The organism is Amycolatopsis sp. NPDC051903 (assembly GCF_044452505.1).
Lineage (GTDB): Bacteria > Actinomycetota > Actinomycetes > Mycobacteriales > Pseudonocardiaceae > Amycolatopsis.
The window spans coordinates 607,357-627,442 of the sequence record NZ_JBITBT010000002.1 but is presented as its reverse complement, the minus strand read 5'-3'; the positions used below and the strand labels follow the sequence as shown (position 1 = coordinate 627,442).

The window sequence follows — 20,086 nt, the reverse complement described above, 5'->3', positions numbered from 1 at the left end:
CCCGACAGACGAAGGAGTCCTGACATGACCTCACCCCGGGTCGCCCTGGTGACCGGTGCCGCGCAGGGCATCGGCCGCGCGATCGCACTGCGGCTCGCGAGCGACGGGTTCGACGTCGCCGTGAGCGACCTCCCGCACGCCGAGGAAGCGCTTACCCGCGTCCGCAAGGAGGTCGAAGCGCGGGGCCGCCGCGCGGCTGTCGCGTTCGCCGACGTCTCCGACGCCGCCCAGGTCGCGCGGGTCGTGGAGACGGCGGTCGCCGAGCTGGGCCGCCTCGACGTCACGGTCGCCAACGCGGGCGTCGCGAAGCTCGAGTCCATCCTGGACACCACGCCGGAGTCGTGGGACCTGACGTTCGCGGTGAACACGCGTGGGGTGTTCCTCACGTGGCAGGCGGCCGCGCGCCAGTACCTCGCTCAGGGCGGGGGCGGCAAGCTGATCGGCGCCGCGTCGCAGGCCGCCCACCGGGCGGCCGCCGCGCTCCCGGCGTACTCCGCGAGCAAATGGGCCGTGCGCGGCCTCACGCAGGCCGCGGCGCAGGAGTTCGCGCCGCACGGCATCACGGTCAACTCGTACGCGCCCGGCATCGTCAACACTCCACTGTGGAGGGAGGTGCCGGAGGTGTTCCAGGCGCTCGTCGACACCATCCCCCTCGGCCGGGCCCAGGAACCCGAGGACGTCGCCGACCTCGTGTCGTTCTTCGCCTCGCCGGCCGCCGGCTACCTGACGGGCCAGACCGTGATCGCCGACGGCGGCATGATCTTCTCCTGAACCGTTTCCGCTGACGTCCACAAAGGAGTGGCACGGTGACCATCGCACCGTCCGCGGCCGACCTGCTCGACCAGGTGGCCGCGCTGCAGACCGAAGAGGGCTACGCCGAAAACGGCGACGTGCGGATCCACTACCGCACCTACGGCTCCGGGCCCGCGATCGTGTTCCAGCACGGGTTCCCCGACACCGAGCTGAGCTACCTGCACCAGATCGCCGAGTTCGCGCGCGACCACCGCGTGATCACGCCGACCCTGCGCGGGTTCCCGCCCAGCTCCGTGCCGGCCTCGCCCGAGCGCTACCCGATCCCGGAGCTCGTGTCCGACGTCGGGGCCGTGCTGGACCACCTCGGGGTCGAGCGGGCCGTGCTGGCCGGGCACGACTGGGGCGGCGTCGTGCTGCAGGCCTTCGCGCTCACGCACGCCGAGCGCGTGACCGGCCTGGTGATCCTGAACTCGCCGGTGCTGCAGCCGTTCCTGCAGCTGGTGCACAGCGACGCGGAGCAGCAGCGGCTGTCGGAGTACACGATTCCGTACCTGGCCTACGAAGAAGGCGACGACAAGAACATCGACCACGTCGTGCGCCACATCCGGGATCCGTGGTGGCGGTCGCGGATCGCCGCGTACCTGGCGGCGTCGCCGATGCACGGCATGCTCAGCTACTACAAGATGGGCTACCCGGCCCCGCCGTACGGCCGGCCGGTGCCGGAAGACGTATCCGCGTTCGTCTACCGCGTGCCGGCGCTGATCGTGTGGGGCCTGGCGGACCCGTACTTCTCGCTCAAGCACCTCGCCGGGCTGTGGGACTGGTTCGCGCAGTCGTACCGGTTCGTTTCCGTGCCTGGCGCGGGTCATTGGGTCCACCAGGACGCGCCGGCGAAGGTCAACCGCGAGATCCGCTCCTGGCTCGAGCACGGCCTGTCCTGAGGCGTGTTTCCGGCACTGGGGTCGCGGGTTACCCCGGCGGGGAAAGGGTGAGCCCCGGGTTCACCGACCCGCGACCCCAGGGGAGCGCGCATGCGCATCGGCTACACGTTGATGACCGAACAGGCCGGGCCGAAGGACCTGGTCGGCCACGCCGCCTCGGCCGAGCGGGCCGGGTTCGACTTCGAGGTCTGCAGCGACCACTTCTCGCCATGGCTCGCCGAGCAGGGGCACGCGCCGTACGCGTGGAGCGTGCTCGGCGCGGTGGCGCAGGTGACCGAGCGGGTCGACCTGATGACGTTCGTGACCTGCCCGATCATGCGCTACCACCCGGCCGTGGTGGCGCAGAAGGCCGCGACCGTCCAGCTCCTGTCCGACGACCGGTTCACCCTCGGCCTCGGCGCGGGGGAGAACCTCAACGAGCACGTGACCGGACAGGGCTGGCCGCCGGTCAACGTGCGCCACGACATGCTCGCCGAAGCCCTGCAGATCATCGGCGGCCTGTTCGACGGTGGTTCGTTCAGCTACGAGGGCAAGCACTTCCGCGTCGACTCGGCCCGGTTGTGGGACCTCTCGCCGCGCCGCGTGCCGATCGGCGTCGCGGTGTCGGGGAAGCAGTCCGTGCACCGCTTCGCCCCGCAGGCCGACGCGATGATCGCCGTCGAACCCGATCCGGGCCTGTGCGGCGAGTGGGACGCGACGCGCCTCGGCCCGCCGATGCGCAAGATCGCTCAGCTGCCGGTGGCCTGGGACCCCGACCGCGGTGCGGCGATCCGCCGCGCGCACAGCCAGTTCCGCTGGTTCGCCGGCGGCTGGAAGGTCAACTCCGAGCTGCCCGGCCCGGCCGGGTTCGCGGGCGCCACGCAGTTCGTGCGCGAGGAGGACGTCGCCGGGAGCATTCCGTGCGGTCCCGACGTGGAGCCCATCCGGGAGGCCGTGCGGCAGTTCGCCGATTCGGGCTTCACGGACCTGGCGCTCGTCCAGATCGGCGGCGAGCACCAGGACGGCTTCTTCGAGTTCGCGGAGCGGGAACTGTTGCCGGCACTGCGCGCGGGTTAGCTCTAAGACTGACTGAGGTTGTTGACAGTCTTGGGCTCCTGATCTAGGGAGGCCTATGGCTGAGCGAGTGTGGAGTGAGAAGGACCTGGTCAGGCGCGCGAACCGGCGTCTGGCCGTTCTTCGTCACGCCGAGGAGGTCAGCGGGAATGTGGCGGCGACGTGCCGGTACTTCGGGATCAGCCGCACCATCTTCTCTCGGTGGAAACGCCGGTGGGAGGATGAGGGCGTGGACGGGCTGAAGGACCGCTCGAGCGCCCCGTTGCACTGCCCGACCATCACCCACCCCGAGGTGGTTGAGAAGATTATCCATCTGCGGCAGCACTACCACTTCGGCCCGCTGAAGATCGAGATGTATCTGCGTCGCTACCACGACGTCGAGATCGCTGCCTCGACGATCTACCGCATCCTCAAACGCCTGGGCATGAACCGCTTGCCCGCTTCGCAGCGCTACCAGCGCCACCAGAAGCGGTGGAAGCGCTACGAGAAACAACGTCCGGGCCACCAGCTGCAGATCGACGTCACGTTCGTCGAGCCGATCACCACCAGCACCGACCAGCGCAGGCGGAAGTTCCACCAGTACACCGCGATCGACGACTGCACCCGCCTGCGCATCCTGCGGATCTACCCGCGCTCGGACCAGAAGACCGCGATCCAGTTCCTCGACTACGTCCTGTCCCGGCTGCCGTTCCAGGTCGAGAAGATCCACACCGACAACGGTGCGCCAGTTCCAGACCGCTTTCCACTGGCACGTCCTGGACCAGGGCATCGGCCATGTCTACATCCGGCCCGCAACGCCACGGTTGAACGCCAAAGTGGAACGCTCCCACCGCATCGACGCCGAAGAGTTCTACCGCCCGCTCGACGGCGTCCTCCTCGGCGACATCGGTGCCTTCAACGAGAAACTCAAGGAATGGGAGGACTACTACAACTTCCACCGCCCTCACGGCGGCCTCGCCGGCCAGACCCCGTATGAGAGGCTGCTACAGAAGACCCAACCCCACGCCCAACCTGTCAACCACCAACGACAGCAGCACAGCTAGCGGCTACAGCGAGGGGCGGTGCACCGCGGGCAGTTTCGCCAGCGCGGTGCGCACGCCCTCGGCCACGCGCGGGTGCCCGAGCGGCAGCGGGGCCGGGATGCGGTCGTCCGGGGTGTCGGTGGTGTGCGCGACCAGCTCGACGTCGATGCCGGCGTCCCGCAGCCGCGCGATCTCGTTGCCGTGCGCGGCGAGCCAGCCTTCGTCGGCCGCGAGCGCATCACCCGGACTGACCACGCCCTCGGCGGCCGGGTCGACCAGCAGCACCGAGCGCACGTGGTCGCGGTGCTCGTGCGCGAGGCGCAGGGCTTCGCCGGCGTCCGGGCCACTCGCGACCACGTCGGCGAGGTGCCGCGCGTCCGCCGGTGCGGCCAGCGCCAGCGCGGCCTCCCGGGCGCCGCTCTCGACCGGCAGGCGGCACCAGAAGATCTCGTGGTCGGCGGCGAGCGGACGCCAGGTGGGCGGGAGGTCGTCGTGCTTGGCCTCGCCGGCGGGGTCGAGCACGACGAGCCGCCGCGCGCCGGGCGTGCCACCGGTGACCAGCGCCGGGCCCTCGGCGCGAACCGGGTCCACCGTCGGGTTCTCGGGCATGGGGCACTCCTTCCTGTCCGTTCTGGCGGGTACCCGTCGCCGGCCGTGAAAAACGCGGCGATTTCCGCGTCGCGGCCTGGGGTATCCGCCGGTCATGAGCCGAAGTCGTGGAAAGATCGAGGTCTCGGCCCGGGTACGGCTCGAAGGCCCGCAGGACCTCGCGGAGCAGTACACCCCCGGGGTGGCGGAAGTCGCGAAGCGCGTGGCCGAGGACCCGTCGGCCCTCACCCGCGAAACGGTGAAGGCCAACTCGGTCGCGATCGTGTCCGACGGGTCCGCGCTGCTGGGCCTCGGCGACCGCGGCCCGGCGGCGGCGCTGCCCGTGATGGAGGGCAAGGCCGCCCTGCTGAAGCGCTTCGCCGACGTCGACGCGTGGCCGATCTGCCCGGTCAGCCGCGACCCCGACGACCTGGTGCGGACCGTGAAGGACCTCGCGACGTCGTTCGGCGCGATCAACCTCGAGGACATCGCCGCGCCGCGCTGCTTCACCGTGGAGCGGCGGCTGCACGACGAGCTCGACATCCCGGTCTTCCACGACGACCAGCACGGCACCGCCGTCGTCGTGCTGGCCGCCCTGCACAACGCGCTCAAGCTGACGGACCGCGAACCCGGCGACACGTCGGTGGTGATCTCGGGCGCGGGCGCGGCGGGCAGCGCCACCGCGCGCTTGCTGCACGAGGCCGGCTACCGGCGCCTCGTCGTCTGCGACAGCGAAGGCGTGCTCCACCCCGGGCGGGACCTGGTCGGGGAGAAGCGGTGGCTCGCGGAGAACACCAACGCCGGCGGCGAAGCCCGCGGCAGCCTGCGCGACGCGGTGGCCGGGGCCGACGTGTTCGTCGGGGTGAGTGCCGGTGGCCTGCTCAGCGAAGAGGACGTGGCCGGCATGGCCGGCCGCGCCGTCGTGTTCGCGCTGGCCAACCCCGACCCCGAGATCGACCCCGGCGTGGCCGGGCGGCACGCGGAGATCGTCGCCACCGGGCGCAGCGACCACCCGAACCAGATCAACAACGTGCTCGTGTTCCCCGGCGTGTTCCGCGGGCTGCTCGACTCCGGCGCGCCGCGCGTGACGTCCCGCATGCTGCTGGCGGCGGCCCGGGCGCTGGCCGACGTCACCGAACCCGAACTCGACGCGCGGCGGATCGTGCCGAGCGTGTTCGACGAAGGGGTGGTCGAGGCGATCGCCGAAGCCGTGGCGGGGGCCGCGAAGGAAGACTGACGTCAGCCGGACGGAAATCCGGCGAAGGGGGCGGCCGCACTCCTGCCGCCCCCTTCGCCGGGCCGGGCGGGCGGACGCACCCCACCGCGTGTCCGCCTGCCCGGTTCTCAGGGGTGGCGGAGCAGGGCGGCGAACCCGTCGGGGAGGTCGATCCGCTCGTCCATCACCACCACGTCGGCGCCGACGGCCACCGCCGCGTACGGCAGCGCTTCGTCGGCGCGGTGCTTGGCCGGGTGCTCGGCGCCCAGCGCGGCGAGCCGGGGCTTGGCCACGCCGACCTGGGTCGGTTCGGTCCCGGTGAGCACCTCGGTGTCGCCCGGCTCGCCGACCAGCAACGTGGCGACGTTCGCCTCGGCCAGCGCCGCCGTCACAGCCTGGAGCCCGCTGACCGCGAGGCCGGACCCGCGTCCGACCTCCGCGCGGAACCGCTCGGCCAGGTCGTCCAGCTCGACGAGGTGGCGGCCGGTGAGCAGTTCGTGGACGCGTTCGTCGAGCTCGTCGCGGTCCGAGCCGGCCGCGCGGCCGCCCGTTTCGGTCTCCTGGGTGATCGAGCGCACCGGTTCCGGCAGCTGCTCCCGCAGTTCGGCTCGGGCCTGGACCTCACCGGCGAGCACGACGAGCCCCGCGCCGGTCCGTTCGACGGTCTTCGCGACGTGCGTGGCGACGTCTTCGAGGTTGCGCCGCACGGTTTCGTCGCTGTGCGCCTGGATCGACCGGTGCGCCGGCCCGCCGCCGCGGACCTTGTGCACGTCGTCGTCGCGGCCCCGCACGGTTTCGGACCGCGTGGTGCCGTCCGCGTGGTGCACCTCGACCTCGGCACCCACGCGGTCCACGAGCACCAGGACGTAGTCGGGGACGTCTTCGGTGTGGGTGACCACGGGCAGGAAGTAGGGCAGGTCCGAGTACCGGGCGTCCTGGCCGGCGGGCGGCGCCGCGAGCCGGCGGTCGGCGACGATCTTCCCGTTCGCCGCGATCAGGCTCCGGCCGGCGCGGCCGACGGGCGGGGGACCGGCCTCGGCGGTGCGCAGGACGACGTCGACGGTCTCGGGGTCGGCGTTCTGCTCCGACAGCGCCGCCTCGATCTCCTTGAGCCGCAGGCGCAGCTGCTTGCCGGCGTCCTCCGTGTCGTGCGAGTCGTCGAAGTGCACGGACACGAACGGCCCCGTGGTGTCGGTCAGGGGGCGCAGGGCACGGGTGTCCACAGGGGACTCCTTTCAGTTCCTCGACGGCAGGAGCTCCTGGACCTTCGTCTTGAGGCCCTGGGCGACCAGGTGCCAGGCGTTCGGATCGCCCTTGAGCACCGATTCGGTCATGGACTTGAGCTGTTCGACGGTCGCGTGCGGCGGGATCGGCGGCACTTCGGGATCGCAGCGCACGTCGAGCACGGTCGGCACGTCGGCGGCGAGTGCCGCGGCCCAGGCGTCACCGAGCTGCGCGGGGTCCTCGACCGCCACGCCGCCGAGCCCGATGCCGCGTGCGAAGTCCGCATAGGACACTTCGGGCAGCGACTGCGACGGCTCGAACTTCGGCGCGCCGCCCATCGCGCGCAGTTCCCACGTGACCTGGTTGAGGTCGCCGTTGTGGAACACGCAGATCACGCACCGCTGGTCGCGCCACAGCTCGCGGTAGCGGGCGATCGTCAGCAGCTCCGCGAGGCCGTTCATCTGCATGGCGCCGTCACCGACGAGGGCGACCACCGGGCGGTCGGGGTGCGCGAACTTCGCGCCGATCGCGTAGGGCACCGCGGGCCCCATCGTCGCGAGCGTGCCCGACAGCGAGCCGCGGATCCGGCCGCGGATGCGGAGGTTGCGCGCGTACCAGTTGGCCGTCGACCCCGAATCGGTGGTGACGATGGCGTCCTCGGGGATGCGCTCGGACAGCTCGTGCACGATGCGCATCGGGTTGATCGGCGACGCTTCGAGCATCGCCTGGCGGGTGACGGTGTCCGTCCACTCGGTCACGTTCTTCTCGACGCGCTCGCGCCACGCGCGGCCGGTTTTGCGCTCCAGCAACGGGATGAGCTGCTCCAGGGTGCTCTTCGCGTCGCCCAGGAGCGTGACCTCGGTGGGGTAGCGCAGCCCGAGGAACCGCGCGTCCAGGTCGATCTGCACCGCGCGCGCCTGCCCGAACGGCGGCAGGAACTGGCTGTAGGGGAAACCGGAGCCGACGATCAGCAGGGTGTCGCAATCGCGCATCAGCTCGTAGCTCGGGCGCGTGCCGAGCAAGCCGATGGCGCCGGTGACGTAGGGCAGGTCGTCGGGCAGCACGTCCTTGCCCAGCAACGCTTTCGCCACGCCCGCGCCGGTCAGCTCGGCGACCTCGCGCACCTCGGTGACGGCGTTGCGCGCGCCCTGGCCGACGAGGATCGCGACCTTCTCGCCGGCGTTGAGCACTTCGGCGGCTCGCGTCAGTTCCTCGTCGGGCGGGACGACCTTCGCGTGCGGGTGGCCTGGCGGGCTGGAGGGCACGTGCTTGAACTCGTGTTCCGGTGGCTCGTAAGGCAGTTCCTGCACGTCGGCCGGGATGATGACGGCCGTGGGGGCGCGCTGGGCGAGCGCGGTGCGGATCGCGCGGTCCAGGGCGTTGGGCAGCTGCTCCGGCACGTTGACCTCGACGAGGTATTCGCTCGCGACGTCCTTGAACAGCGCTTGCAGGTCCACTTCCTGCTGGTAGCTGCCGCCCATCGCGCTGCGCGCCGTCTGCCCGACGATCGCCACCACCGGCACGTGGTCCAGCTTCGCGTCGTAGAGCCCGTTGAGCAGGTGGATCGCACCGGGCCCGGACGTCGCCGCGCACACCCCGACCCGCCCGCTGAACTTCGCGTACCCGACGGCCTCGAACGCGGCCATCTCCTCGTGCCGCGCCTGCACGAACCGCGGCTCGTTCTCCGCGGCCCCGAACGCGGTGACGAGTCCGTTGATCCCGTCACCGGGATAGCCGAAGACCTGTTCGACGTCCCATTCGCGCAGCCTGGCCAGCACGTAGTCCGCAACGCTTTGACTCATGCGGCCCGGGTACCGCGGTGCCCGTGCCGGCAAACATCGTCCTGGCGCCGGATTTTGCCTTACGCGCAACAGATCCGCGCGGTGCCCGGTGGCGCACACCAGCCCGGTCTCGACCACGCCCGCGCTCACCGCGGCAGCAGTCTCGTTCGTGGCGAACGCGGTGCCGTGACCGCTCAGCTTTCGTCGTGCGAGCGCCGGCGCAGGATGAGCCGCAGTACGATGATCAGCCCGAGCACGCCGGCGAACACCGGCACCGGGTTGGCGCGCACGGTGTCGGCTCCGTGGCGGAACTTCGCCGCCGCGGGTTCGCCGACCACGCCGCCGACCTTGGCCTCGGCCTGGTCGAGCCGCGCGTCGATGCCGTGGGCGATCTTCGGGCGCACGTCGAGCTTCTGCTCGAGAGTGTCGAGCGTCTGGGCCAGCTCGGCGCGTGTCGCGTCGCGATCGACGCGGACTTCCTCCGGCGTCTCCGGGAACTCGCGGTTCACGAGCGCACCTCCTGCCGCACGACCTCGACGTCCTCGCGGACGCCCTCGATGGCTTCCTCCGGCACCGGTGGGGCCCCGCGTTTGAGCTGCGTGCGCCCGACCAGAGCCGTCACCCCGGCCACCACGAACAGCACCCCGGCGACGACGAGCGCGGCCGCCCAGCCGGGCAGCACCAGCGCGAGCGCCATGATCGCAGCGGCCACGAGCGCACCGCCACCGAACAGCGCCACCAGTCCGGCCGCGCCGAACAGCCCCGCGCCGACACCCATCCGTGTGCTCTTCTCGCGCACCTCGAACACGCCGAGGCGGACCTCGTCGCGCACGAGCCGTTTGATCTGCTCGGTGAGGTCGGACACCAGTTCCCCGAACGACCGCTCCTCCGGCGGCTTCGCGGGCACTTCCTCGATCACCACACACCTCCCAGGTCGCAAGGTCGCCTCGAGCCCCGGGTTCCCGTTGTGCCCGCGGCTCAATCGGACGTCGCGCGGTTCGTTTCGAGCGCGGCCCACACGCCGTCGAGGTCGTCGTAGCGCGCGTCGGCGGGCAGTCCGCCGAGCGGGCCGAGGACGTCGTCGCCACCGCCGGAGGCGGTGACGTGCCGGAGGAGCTCCTCGCGGCCGCACGGGTACGGCGCGCCGTCGAGGTAGCCGGCGAGCGTCTTGTGGTCCGGAAAGGACATTCGCACCTCCTTGGTCGTCCGCGCCGGGTACCCCCGGGCCGGGCCGGGATAACCGGAAGGCCCGGCGGTGCTGTGGCGGGCGCCGGGTGGTTGGTGAGTTGCCGCGACGGCGCGTCGTTCGTGCCGGGCAGACGCTCAGCCGACCACGACGGTGTGCTCACCCGCGGGCAGCAGCTCTCCGATCACCGGATACCCGGGCACCTCGCCGGCCACCAGCAGGCCGCCGGACGTCTGGGCGTCGGCCAGGAGGAGGGCTTCGGTTTCGTCGATGCGGTTGGCGTCGAGGTGCGGGCGGACCCAGTCGAGGTTGCGCCGGGTGCCGCCGCTGACGTGGCCGGCGGCGAGGGCTTCGCGGGCACCGTCGAGGTAGGGGACGGTGGCCGGGTCGACGCGGGCGGTGACGTGGCTCGCGCGGGCCAGCTTGTGGAGGTGCCCCAGCAACCCGAAGCCCGTCACGTCGGTCGCGCACACCGCGCCCGCGGCCAGCGCCGCGCGGGAGGCGTCCGCGTTGAGGGTCGTCATGGTGGCGATGGCGTGCTCGAAGCGTTCACCGGTGGCCTTGTGGCGGGAGTTGAGGACACCGGTGCCGAGCGGTTTGGTCAGCGTGAGCGGCACGCCCGGGCGGCCGGCGTCGTTGCGCAGCAAACGGTCCGGGTCCGCGACGCCGGTGACGGCGAGGCCGTACTTGGGTTCCGGGTCGTCGACGCTGTGCCCGCCCGCGAGGTGGCAGCCCGCGGGGCCGCAGACGTCGAGGCCGCCTCGCAGGACCTCCGTGGCGAGTTCGAACGGCAGCACGCCGCGCGGCCAGCCGAGCAGGTTCACCGCGACGACGGGCGTGCCGCCCATGGCGTACACGTCGGACAGGGCGTTGGCGGCGGCGATGCGGCCCCAGTCGTACGGGTCGTCGACGACGGGCGTGAAGAAGTCGGTCGTCGCGATGAGCGCGGTGCCGCCGGAGAGGCGGACGGCCGCCGCGTCGTCCCCGTCGTCGAGGCCGACGAGCAGCTCTCCGGCCGGGTTATCCGGGGATTTGCCCGTGAGGCCGCGCACGACGTCTTCCAGTTCGCCGGGCGGGATCTTGCACGCACAGCCGCCGCCGTGCGCGTACTGGGTCAGCCGGTGCTCCACCCGCCCCATCGTGCCCGGGCTGCGCGCGGGCCGCGACCTTGGCAGGATGACGGCATGCTCCAGGGAGGCGTCTCCGGCCTGGTGGCCGGCGCGGTCTTCAAAACCGCCGGGTGGCAGACGCTGTCGCCGGCGGGTTCGATTCCCGTCCGCCTCCGCCAGGAGCTCCTCCGGTGACTGATCCGCGCCGGGCCGTTCCCCGCACCGACGCGCTGCTCGCCGACCCCCGCATCGCCAAGGCCGCCGAGACGCTCGGGCGCGGCCTCGTGAAGTCCGTCGTCACCGCCGCGCAGCAGCGAGCGCGCGAGGGTCGGCTCGCGCCGGCCGACGTCGTCGACGACGTGCTCGCGCACCTGCCGGGGCAGGCGTCTTCGCTGCGGCCGGTCCTGAACGCCACCGGCGTCGTCGTGCACACCAACCTCGGCCGGGCGCCGCTGTCGGCCGCGGCGGTCGAGGCGGTGACCGCCGCGGCGGGGTTCACCGACGTCGAGTTCGACCTCGAGACCGGCCGCCGCGCCCGCCGCGGCCGGGGTGCGCTGGCCGCGCTGGCCGACGCGGTGCCGTCGGCCGGCGGTGTGCACGTGGTGAACAACAACGCGGCCGCGTTGCTGCTGTGCGCGCTGGCGCTCGCGCCCGGCCGCGAGATCGTGGTCAGCCGCGGCGAACTGGTCGAGATCGGCGACGGCTTCCGGATCCCCGACCTGCTGGCCTCGACGGGCGCGCGCCTGCGCGAAGTCGGCACGACGAACCGCACCCACGCCGCCGACTACGCCGCCGCGATCGGCCCGGAAACCGGGTTCGTGCTCAAGGTGCACCCCTCGAACTACCGCGTCACCGGCTTCACGGCGGAAGCCTCCGTCGCCGAGCTGGCGGAGCTGGGCGTGCCGCTGGTCGTCGACATCGGTTCCGGCCTGCTCGCGCCCGAGCCCCTGCTGCCGGGCGAACCCGACGCGGCCACCGCGCTGGCCCAGGGCGCCGACCTGGTCACGGCGAGCGGGGACAAGCTCCTCGGCGGCCCGCAGGCCGGGTTGCTGCTCGGGGACGCCGCGCTGGTGGAACGGCTGCGCCGGCACCCGGCGGCGCGCGCGGTGCGCGTGGACAAGCTGACGCTCGCGGCCCTGGAAGCGACCGTGCGAGGCCCCCGACCGCCGGTTCAGGCTGCCCTGCGCGCCGCGCTGCCGGAGTTGCGCCGCCGCGCGGAGGAGCTCACCGCCGCACTGCGGTCCGCCGGGATCGACGCGGAGGTGGTCGACTCGACGGCGGCGGTCGGTGGCGGGGGCGCACCCGGGGTCGAACTGCCGAGCGTCGCGGTCGCCCTGCCCGCGCGCTACGCCGAGGCGCTGCGCGCCGGACAGCCCCCGGTCGTGGGCCGCGTCGGGCGGGACCGGTGCCTGCTGGACCTGCGCACCGTGGTGCCCGCCGACGACGCGAAACTCGCGGAAGCGGTGCGCCGGTGCGGGTGATCGCCACGGCCGGCCACGTGGACCACGGCAAGTCCACCCTGGTGCGGCGGCTCACCGGGATGGAGCCGGACCGCTGGGCGGAGGAACGCCGCCGCGGCCTGACGATCGACCTCGGCTTCGGGTGGACCCGCATCGGCGCCGAGGACGTCGCGTTCGTCGACGTGCCCGGCCACGAGCGGTTCGTGCCCACCATGCTCGCCGGCGCCGGTCCGGTGCCGGCCGTCGTGTTCGTCGTCGCCGCGGACGAGGGCTGGAAACCGCAGTCGGCCGAGCACCTGGCGGCGCTGCACGCGTTCGGCGTGGACCGCGGGCTGCTCGTGGTCACCAAAGCGGACCGGGCGGATCCGGGACCGGCGACGGCCCAGGCGCTGCACGAGCTCGCGGCGACTTCGCTGGGCACGGTGCCCGCCGTCGCGTGTTCGGGGACCACCGGCGAAGGGCTGGGCGACGTGCGGGCCGCGGTGGGAGAGCTCGTCACGGGGCTGCCGGTACCGCCCGCGGACGCCGACGTCCGGCTGTGGCTCGACCGCGTCTTCACCATCCGCGGCGCCGGCACGGTCGTCACGGGGACTCTCGCCGCGGGCACCATCACCGCCGGTGACGACCTCGACCTCGGCGGGACGACGGTGACCGTCCGGGGCATCGAGTCACTCGGCGCGGAGCGCACCACCGTCAGCGGCGTCGCGCGGGTCGCGCTGAACCTCCGTGGCGTCGCCCGCGAACAGGCCCGCCGCGGCCACGCGCTGCTGACCCCGGGCGCGTGGCTCACCACCTCCGAGGTCGACGTCCGCCTCCGCGGCGCCGCCTCGGCGGACCTGCACCGCGAACTCGTGCTGCACTTCGGGACGGCGGCGGTGCCGGTGCGGGTCCGTCCACTCGGGACGGACACCGTGCGGCTGACCTTGCGCAGTCCGCTGCCCCTGCGCGTCGGCGACCGCGGCTTGCTGCGCGACCCGGGTGCCCACCTCATCCCGGCCGGCGCCGACGTGCTCGACGTCCGCCCGCCGGAGCTCCGCCGGCGGGGTGCCGCCCGCGCCCGCGGTGCCGAACTGTCCGGCGACCTGGCCCTGGCGTACCTGCGGCGCCACGGTTTCGTGCGGGCCGCGGACTTCCGCGCCATGGGCCTGCCCCCGGCCGGCGATCGCGTCGGCGACTGGCTGGTCGACCCCGACCACTTCGCCGGCCTGCGGTCCACGGTCCGCGACGAAGTCGCCGCCTGGACCCGCGCGCACCCCGTCGCCGCGGGCATCCCGGAAGAGGCCTTGCGCCACCGGCTGGGCCTGCCGTCCGCCGACCTCCTGGCCCCGCTCGTGGCCGGGCTGGAGACGTCCGCCGGACTCGTCCGCCTGCCCGGCACGGGTCTCGACCCCGCCGTCGCGTCCGCGCTCGCCCTGCTCGACAAGGACTTCGCGGCACACCCCTTCCGCGCGCCGGAAACCGACCACCTGCGCGAACTGGGGCTGGGCCGCCGCGAACTCGCCGCCGCCGTGCGCCACGGCCGGCTCACCCCGATCGCCGACGGCGTCTACCTCGCTCCCGGCACCGAATCCCGCGCCGCGGAAGCGCTCGCCGGCCTCGAGCTGCCCTTCACCGTCTCCGCCGCCCGCCGCGCGCTGGATTCCACCCGCCGGGTGATGGTGCCGCTGCTGGAACACCTCGACGCGGCCGGCGTCACCGAGCCCCTGGGTGACGGAACCCGACGGCTGCGCTGACGAACCCGAAAGTGGTTGACCGGTCGCCGCGGTGGGTAGCCGCGCGCGGAGGGGTCCACCGGAAGCGGACCTGCGCCCCGCTCGCGAAGGGTTTATGTTGGCACGCATGGGTGTCCGGCAGTGGCTCGAGGGCTGGCCCGTCTACCGGCAGCTGACCGGTCCCGACCGGCTGGCGCGCGGCGCGGCGGCCAAGTCCCGCGGGTCCGAGGAGTGGCACGCGCGCACCGGCGACGCCGATCGCGTCGTGAAGTCCATCTGTCCCTTTTGCGCGGTCGGGTGCGGCCAGAACGTCTACGTGAAGGACGGCCGGGTCACGCAGATCGAGGGTGACCCGGACTCGCCGATCTCGCGCGGCCGCCTGTGCCCCAAGGGTTCGGCCAGCAAACAGCTCGTCACCAGCCCGAGCCGGGTCACCGAGGTGCTCTACCGGCGGCCCCACGGCACCGAATGGGAACGCCTGCCGCTCGGCGAGGCGATGGAGATGATCACCGAGCGGGTCCTGCGCACGCGCGCCGAAACGTGGGAGGAGACGGACGAAAAGGGCGTGCAGCTCAAGCGCACGCTCGGGCTGGCCAGTCTCGGCGGCGCGACGCTGGACAACGAAGAGAACTACTTGATGAAGAAGCTCTACACGGCGCTCGGCGCGATCCAGATCGAGAACCAGGCCCGTATTTGACACTCCGCCACGGTTCCCGGTCTGGGGACCTCCTTCGGTCGTGGTGGCGCCACGACGTTCCTGCAAGACCTGGTCAACGCCGACTGCATCGTCATCCAGGGTTCGAACATGGCCGAGGCCCACCCCGTGGGTTTCCAGTGGGTGATGGAGGCGAAGGCCCGCGGGGCGAAGATCATCCACGTCGACCCGCGGTTCACGCGCACGAGCGCGGTCGCGCACACCCACGCGGCGCTGCGCGCGGGCTCGGACATCGCGTTCCTCGGCGGGCTGATCAAGTACGTCCTCGACCACGAGCTGGACTTCCGCGAGTACGTGCTCGCCTACACCAACGCCGCGGCGATCCTGCGCGAGGACTTCCGCGACACCGAGGACCTCGACGGCCTGTTCTCGGGTTACGACCCGGAGCACAAGCAGTACGACGTGTCGAGCTGGGCCTACGAAGGTGTGCAGACCGTGCCCGCGGCGGGCACCGGGGAGGCGGAGCTCCCGGGTGAACAGCAGCACGGCGGCGAAAACCACCAGACCTCGGCCCGCGCCGAGTCGTACGGCAGCGGCGGCGCGGCCGTCGGCGGGAAGCCGCACCTGGACGAGACGCTGCAGCACCCCCGCTGCGTCTACCAGGTCCTCAAGCGCCACTTCTCGCGGTACACGCCGGAAGCCGTCGCGGACATCTGCGGTATCCCGGTGCGCCAGTTCCTCGAGATCGCCGACGCGGTCACGAAGAATTCGACCCGCGAGCGCACCACAGCGTGGGTGTACTCCGTCGGGTGGACGCACCACACGGTCGGCGCGCAGTACATCCGCACGGCGTCGATCCTGCAGACCCTGCTGGGCAACATCGGCCGTCCGGGCGGCGGGATCCTCGCGCTGCGCGGGCACGCGAGCATCCAGGGCTCCACCGACATCCCGACGCTGTTCAACATCCTGCCCGGGTACCTGCCGATGCCCCACGCGCACCAGCACTTCGGGCTCGCCGACTACGTCGCGACCGACGCCGGCGCCACCGGGTTCTGGGGCAACATGGACTCATACATGGTCAGCCTGCTCAAGGCGTACTGGGGCGACGCCGCCCAGCCGCACAACGAGTTCTGCTTCGGCTACCTGCCGAGGCTGACCGGTGAGCACGGCACGTACGCCACGGTCCGCAACCAGCTCGAAGGCACGTGCAAGGGCTACTTCCTCGTGGGCGAGAACCCGGCCGTCGGGTCGGCCAACGGGAAGATGCAGCGGCTGGGCCTCGCGAACCTCGACTGGCTGGTGGTGCGCGACCTGCAGATGATCGAGTCGGCGACGTTCTGGAAGGATGGCCCGGAGATCGAGACCGGTGAGCTCTCGAGCACCGAGATCGGCACCGAGGTGTTCTTCCTGCCCGCCGCCGCGCACACGGAGAAGGACGGCAGCTTCACCAACACGCAGCGGCTGCTGCAGTGGCACCACAAGGCCGTCGAACCGCCCGGCGAGGCGCGCAGCGACCTGTGGTTCTACTACCACCTCGGCCGCCTGATCCGCGAAAAGCTGGCGGACAGCACGGATCCGCGGGACCGTCCGGTGCAGGACCTGACGTGGAGCTACCCGACGGAGGGCCCCACCGCCGATCCCTCGGCCGAATCCGTGCTGGCTGAGATCAACGGCCACGGTCCGGACGGCCCGCTCTCGTCGTACACGCAGCTGACCGACGACGGGTCCACCGCCTGCGGGTGCTGGATCTACTGCGGCGTGCGCGCCGGCGGGCACAACCACGCCGCCGACCGGAAACCCGGTTCCGAACAGGACTGGGTGGCGAGCGAGTGGGCGTGGGCGTGGCCGGCGAACCGGCGCACGCTCTACAACCGCGCGTCCGCCGATCCGGCCGGGAAACCCTGGAGCGAACGCAAGAAGTACGTGTACTGGGATCCGGAGCAGGGCCGCTGGACCGGGCCGGACGTCCCCGACTTCGAGGTGACGAAACCGCCGGATTACGAGCCGCCCGCGGGCGCGAAGGCCCAGGACGCGATCGGCGGCACCGACCCGTTCATCATGCAGACCGATGGCCGCGCGTGGCTCTACGTGCCCGCCGGGCTCGCCGACGGTCCGCTGCCCGCGCACTACGAACCGTTCGAATCGCCGGTGGACAACCCGCTGTACGCGCAGCAGGAGAACCCGGCGCGCCAGACGCTCGACGCGCCCTCGAACCCGTACAACCCCGCACGCAGCCCGGCCTACCCGTACGTGTTCACCACCTACCGGCTCACCGAGCACCACACCGCCGGCGGGATGAGCCGCACCCTGCCGTACCTGTCGGAGCTGCAGCCGGAGTTCTTCTGCGAAGTCTCCCCGGAGCTCGCCGCCGAACGCGGGCTGGAGCACGGCGGCTGGGCCACGCTCATCTCGGCCCGCACGGCGATCGAGGCGCGGGTGCTGGTGACCGCGCGGATGAAACCGCTCAAGGTCCGCGGCCGCACGATCCACCAGGTCGGGCTGCCCTACCACTGGGGCCCGAACGGGCTCTCGCGCGGCGACGCGGCCAACGACCTGCTGAGCGTCGTGATGGACCCGAACGTGCACATCCAGGAGGCGAAGGCGGCGACGTGCGACATCGTGCCCGGGCGGCGCCCGCGCGGGCCGGCGCTGCTGGAACTCGTCGAGAAGTACCGCAGGAGGGCGGATGGCTGAGTACGGCACGCAGCCGCGGATGGGCTTCTTCACCGACACCACGGTGTGCATCGGCTGCAAAGCGTGCGAAGTCGCGTGCAAGGAGTGGAACGACGTGCCCGGCCGGGAGCTCGACCTGCTCGGCACGTCCTACGACAACACCGGCGACCTGGGTGCCAACGCCTGGCGGCACGTCGCGTTCGTCGAGCAGCCCACGAAACCCGCCGTGGACCTCGGCATGCCGACGGTGGGCGCGCCTTCGCAGGACGGCGATTCCGAAGAACCGGGCGTGCGCTGGCTGATGTCGAGCGACGTGTGCAAGCACTGCACCCACGCCGGCTGCCTCGACGTGTGCCCGACGGGCGCGCTGTTCCGCACCGAGTTCGACACGGTCGTGGTGCAGCAGGACATCTGCAACGGCTGCGGTTACTGCGTGCCCGCCTGCCCGTACGGCGTGATCGAGCGGCGCGAATCCGACGGCCGTGCGTTCAAGTGCACGCTCTGCTACGACCGGCTCGGCGCGGGCCTGGAACCGGCGTGCGCCAAGGCCTGCCCGACCGACTCGATCCAGTTCGGCGAGCTCGACGAGCTGCGGACGCGGGCCGACGCCCGGGTGACCGAGCTCCACGAATCCGGCGTGGGCGAGGCCCGGCTCTACGGCCGCGACCCCGACGACGGCGTCGGCGGAAACGGCGCGTTCTTCCTGCTCCTGGACGAACCGGAGGTCTACGGCTTCCCGCCGGACCCGGTCGTGCCGACGAAGCACCTGCCGCAGATGTGGAAACGCGCGGCGGCCGCGGCGCTCGGCGTCGCGGGCACGCTCGTGGTCTCGTTCCTGGGGCGGCGCCGATGAGCCCGCGCGCCGAACGGACGATGGTCGACCCGGTCGAGTTCACGTCGTACTACGGCCGGCCGATCCTCAAGGAGCCGGCGTGGAAGCAGCCGGACGTGCCGCTGTACCTGTTCCTCGGCGGCGCCGCGGGTTCGTCGGCGACGATCGCGAGCCTCGCCGGCCTGACCGGCCGGCCGGGCCTCGCGCGCGTCGGCCGGCTCGTCGCGGCCGCCGGTGCGGGGGCGAGCGTCGTGGCGCTGATCCACGACCTCGGCCGGCCGGCGCGGTTCCTGCACATGCTGCGCGTGCTGAAGCCGACGTCGCCGCTTTCGGTGGGGTCGTGGATCCTCGCGCCGTTCTCGGGCCTGGCCGCCGCGTCGGCGGGCTCGGCGGAAACGGGGCTGCTGCGGCCGATCGGGAAACTCGCGGGTGCCGCGGCGGGCGTCGCCGGACCCGCGATGTGCACGTACACGGCGGTGCTGCTGGCCGACACGGCCACCCCCTCGTGGCACGAAGCGCGGGGGCACCTGCCGTTCCTGTTCGCCGGCAGCGCGCTGACGAGCGGTGCGGGCGCGGCGTTGATCGCGGCCCCGCGGGACGAGATCGGGCCGGTGGTGAGCGCGGGCCTCGTCGGCGCGGCGGCCGAGCTGGTGGTGGCGCGGCAGCTCGAGCACGGGCTCGGGGTGGTTTCCGAGCCGTACCGGCTGGGCCGGGCCGGGAAACTGCTGAAGGCCGCTCGCGGCCTGACCGCGGCGGGGGCCGCGTTGTCGCTGGGCGCGCGGCGCAGCAAGGTCGCTGCGGTGGCGAGCGGGGCGGCGTACCTGGCCGCGGGGCTGTGCACGCGGTTCGGCGTCTACCAGGCCGGGGTGGCGTCGGCGAAGGACCCGAAGTACGTCGTGGTGCCGCAGCGGGAGCGGATGGCCGAGCGCGGGTAGCGGCAAGGGCCGGTGGGTACCCGGGCGGCCAGGAGGTGATTCCCGTGCCCGACTACCACCACAGCGCCACCGTCGACCTGCCGGCCGACGAGCTGTTCGCGTACCTGCGCGAACCCCGCAACCTGCCGCACTACTTCACCCAGATGACCGAGGCCGAACCCGAGGGCGGCGGGACCGTCCACGTCGAGGCCGACATCCACGGCGAGCACGTCGAGGGCGAGGCCTGGCTGCGGGTCGACGAAGGCACCCGCACGCTGTCGTGGGGCGCCGAAGGCCCGCACGACTACCGGGGCGAGCTGAGCATCGCCGAGGCCGGCCCCGCCGCGAGCCGCGTGAAGGTGACGCTGCGCAGCGTCCGCGAGGGCTCCGCGGCCGAGATCCAGCGCGGCCTGGAGGAGACGGTCGCGGCGCTGGCCCACACCGCGGTGGCCGACTCGGACGTCTCGGCGAGTGAACACGAGGGCGGCTGGACCCCTTAGCCGTGCTCCGGCCGCGGACACCACCTGGGAACAGAAGGGATTCGGCGATGACAGTCGCGCGCGACATCATGACTTCGGACGTCACCTGCGCCCGCGAATCGGACACGGTCTTCGAGGCGGCGGGCGTGCTGGCGCGCCTGGGGGTCGGCGCCCTGCCGGTGTGCGGCGAGGACGAGCGCCTCAAAGGGATGCTCACCGACCGCGACATCGTGGTGAAGGTCCTCGCGCAGGGCAAGGACCCCCGCGCCGTGCACGTCGGCGAGCTCGCCCAGGGCGAGGCCGTCACCATCGGCGCGGACGACGACCTCGAAGACGTGCTGCGGACCATGTCCGAGCACCGCGTCCGCCGGCTGCCGGTGATCGACGGCCACGATCTGGTCGGCGTGCTCGCCCAGGCCGACGTCGCCCGCGCGATGCCCCACCTCGCGGCGGGTGAACTGGTCGAGGCCCTGTCCTACGACTGACTG

The 20,086-nt window shown here is 72.5% G+C and carries 18 protein-coding genes, 1 tRNA gene and 1 pseudogene; 13 read left to right on the top strand and 7 right to left on the bottom strand.

What is annotated here, in order from left to right:
• Window positions 1-24 precede the first annotated feature (24 nt).
• The 4 genes and pseudogenes from ACIA77_RS07145 to ACIA77_RS07130 all read left to right on the top strand — a co-directional run bounded on the left by ACIA77_RS07145 (window position 25) and on the right by ACIA77_RS07130 (window position 3,790).
• A complete protein-coding gene (locus tag ACIA77_RS07145; protein ID WP_395884879.1) occupies window positions 25-771 on the top strand; it encodes an SDR family oxidoreductase in 747 nt (248 codons plus the stop codon).
• A gap of 35 nt (window positions 772-806) precedes the next feature.
• A complete protein-coding gene (locus ACIA77_RS07140) occupies window positions 807-1,694 on the top strand; it encodes an alpha/beta fold hydrolase (protein WP_395884878.1) in 888 nt (295 codons plus the stop codon).
• 90 nt (window positions 1,695-1,784) lie between these two features.
• Entirely contained in the window at window positions 1,785-2,750 is a 966-nt protein-coding gene (locus ACIA77_RS07135) for a TIGR03557 family F420-dependent LLM class oxidoreductase (protein WP_395884877.1), read from the top strand.
• 55 nt (window positions 2,751-2,805) lie between these two features.
• A pseudogene (locus ACIA77_RS07130) lies at window positions 2,806-3,790 on the top strand (IS481 family transposase).
• Between the two features lie 3 nt (window positions 3,791-3,793).
• Here the strand turns inward: ACIA77_RS07130 and ACIA77_RS07125 are convergent.
• On the bottom strand, window positions 3,794-4,378 hold the full coding sequence (locus tag ACIA77_RS07125; RefSeq protein WP_395884876.1) for a hypothetical protein: 585 nt from the start codon (window positions 4,376-4,378) through the stop codon (window positions 3,794-3,796).
• A gap of 94 nt (window positions 4,379-4,472) precedes the next feature.
• Here ACIA77_RS07125 and ACIA77_RS07120 point away from each other — a divergent pair, with 94 nt between their 5' ends.
• Window positions 4,473-5,594 carry an NADP-dependent malic enzyme gene (locus tag ACIA77_RS07120; RefSeq protein ID WP_395884875.1) on the top strand — a complete coding sequence of 374 codons (1,122 nt, stop codon included), beginning with the start codon at window positions 4,473-4,475 and terminating at the stop codon, window positions 5,592-5,594.
• A 107-nt stretch (window positions 5,595-5,701) separates the two neighbouring features.
• On the opposite strand, the gene ACIA77_RS07115 is transcribed toward ACIA77_RS07120, so the two are convergent.
• The 6 genes from ACIA77_RS07115 to selD all read right to left on the bottom strand — a co-directional run bounded on the left by ACIA77_RS07115 (window position 5,702) and on the right by selD (window position 10,903).
• Window positions 5,702-6,796 (bottom strand): Vms1/Ankzf1 family peptidyl-tRNA hydrolase, encoded by a 1,095-nt coding sequence (locus tag ACIA77_RS07115; RefSeq protein ID WP_395884874.1) that lies wholly within the window; start codon window positions 6,794-6,796, stop codon window positions 5,702-5,704.
• A gap of 12 nt (window positions 6,797-6,808) precedes the next feature.
• Window positions 6,809-8,599, bottom strand: a complete 1,791-nt coding sequence (locus ACIA77_RS07110; RefSeq protein WP_395884873.1) for a thiamine pyrophosphate-requiring protein — start codon at window positions 8,597-8,599, stop codon at window positions 6,809-6,811.
• A gap of 173 nt (window positions 8,600-8,772) precedes the next feature.
• Window positions 8,773-9,087 carry a DUF3618 domain-containing protein gene (locus ACIA77_RS07105; RefSeq protein ID WP_395884872.1) on the bottom strand — a complete coding sequence of 105 codons (315 nt, stop codon included), beginning with the start codon at window positions 9,085-9,087 and terminating at the stop codon, window positions 8,773-8,775.
• On the bottom strand, window positions 9,084-9,497 hold the full coding sequence (locus ACIA77_RS07100; RefSeq protein WP_395884871.1) for a phage holin family protein: 414 nt from the start codon (window positions 9,495-9,497) through the stop codon (window positions 9,084-9,086). Before ACIA77_RS07100 ends, ACIA77_RS07105 begins: the two co-directional genes overlap by 4 nt.
• A 59-nt stretch (window positions 9,498-9,556) precedes the next feature.
• The gene (locus ACIA77_RS07095; RefSeq protein ID WP_395884870.1) at window positions 9,557-9,766 is read right to left on the bottom strand and encodes a DUF2795 domain-containing protein; all 210 of its coding nucleotides are present in this window, start codon (window positions 9,764-9,766) and stop codon (window positions 9,557-9,559) included.
• A 135-nt stretch (window positions 9,767-9,901) separates the two neighbouring features.
• Window positions 9,902-10,903, bottom strand: a complete 1,002-nt coding sequence (gene selD / locus ACIA77_RS07090) for a selenide, water dikinase SelD (RefSeq protein ID WP_395884869.1) — start codon at window positions 10,901-10,903, stop codon at window positions 9,902-9,904.
• A gap of 54 nt (window positions 10,904-10,957) precedes the next feature.
• Between selD and ACIA77_RS07085 the strand changes: the two genes are divergently transcribed.
• From ACIA77_RS07085 to ACIA77_RS07050, 8 genes are all read left to right on the top strand, one after another.
• A tRNA-Sec gene (locus tag ACIA77_RS07085) sits at window positions 10,958-11,052 on the top strand.
• 12 nt (window positions 11,053-11,064) lie between these two features.
• Window positions 11,065-12,354, top strand: a complete 1,290-nt coding sequence (gene selA, locus ACIA77_RS07080) for an L-seryl-tRNA(Sec) selenium transferase (protein ID WP_395884868.1) — start codon at window positions 11,065-11,067, stop codon at window positions 12,352-12,354.
• The gene (locus ACIA77_RS07075; protein ID WP_395884867.1) at window positions 12,345-14,066 is read left to right on the top strand and encodes a SelB C-terminal domain-containing protein; all 1,722 of its coding nucleotides are present in this window, start codon (window positions 12,345-12,347) and stop codon (window positions 14,064-14,066) included. Before selA ends, ACIA77_RS07075 begins: the two co-directional genes overlap by 10 nt.
• 106 nt (window positions 14,067-14,172) lie before the next feature.
• Window positions 14,173-17,394, top strand: coding sequence for a formate dehydrogenase (gene fdh / locus ACIA77_RS07070; RefSeq protein ID WP_395884866.1), 3,222 nt, complete (start codon window positions 14,173-14,175; stop codon window positions 17,392-17,394).
• On the top strand, window positions 17,387-18,226 hold the full coding sequence (locus ACIA77_RS07065) for a 4Fe-4S dicluster domain-containing protein (RefSeq protein ID WP_395884865.1): 840 nt from the start codon (window positions 17,387-17,389) through the stop codon (window positions 18,224-18,226). The genes fdh and ACIA77_RS07065 overlap by 8 nt, the downstream gene beginning before the upstream one ends.
• The gene (gene nrfD / locus ACIA77_RS07060) at window positions 18,223-19,140 is read left to right on the top strand and encodes an NrfD/PsrC family molybdoenzyme membrane anchor subunit (protein ID WP_395884864.1); all 918 of its coding nucleotides are present in this window, start codon (window positions 18,223-18,225) and stop codon (window positions 19,138-19,140) included. The genes ACIA77_RS07065 and nrfD overlap by 4 nt, the downstream gene beginning before the upstream one ends.
• 44 nt (window positions 19,141-19,184) lie before the next feature.
• Entirely contained in the window at window positions 19,185-19,619 is a 435-nt protein-coding gene (locus ACIA77_RS07055; protein WP_395884863.1) for an SRPBCC family protein, read from the top strand.
• A 47-nt stretch (window positions 19,620-19,666) separates the two neighbouring features.
• Window positions 19,667-20,083 carry a CBS domain-containing protein gene (locus ACIA77_RS07050; protein WP_395884862.1) on the top strand — a complete coding sequence of 139 codons (417 nt, stop codon included), beginning with the start codon at window positions 19,667-19,669 and terminating at the stop codon, window positions 20,081-20,083.
• Window positions 20,084-20,086 lie beyond the last annotated feature (3 nt).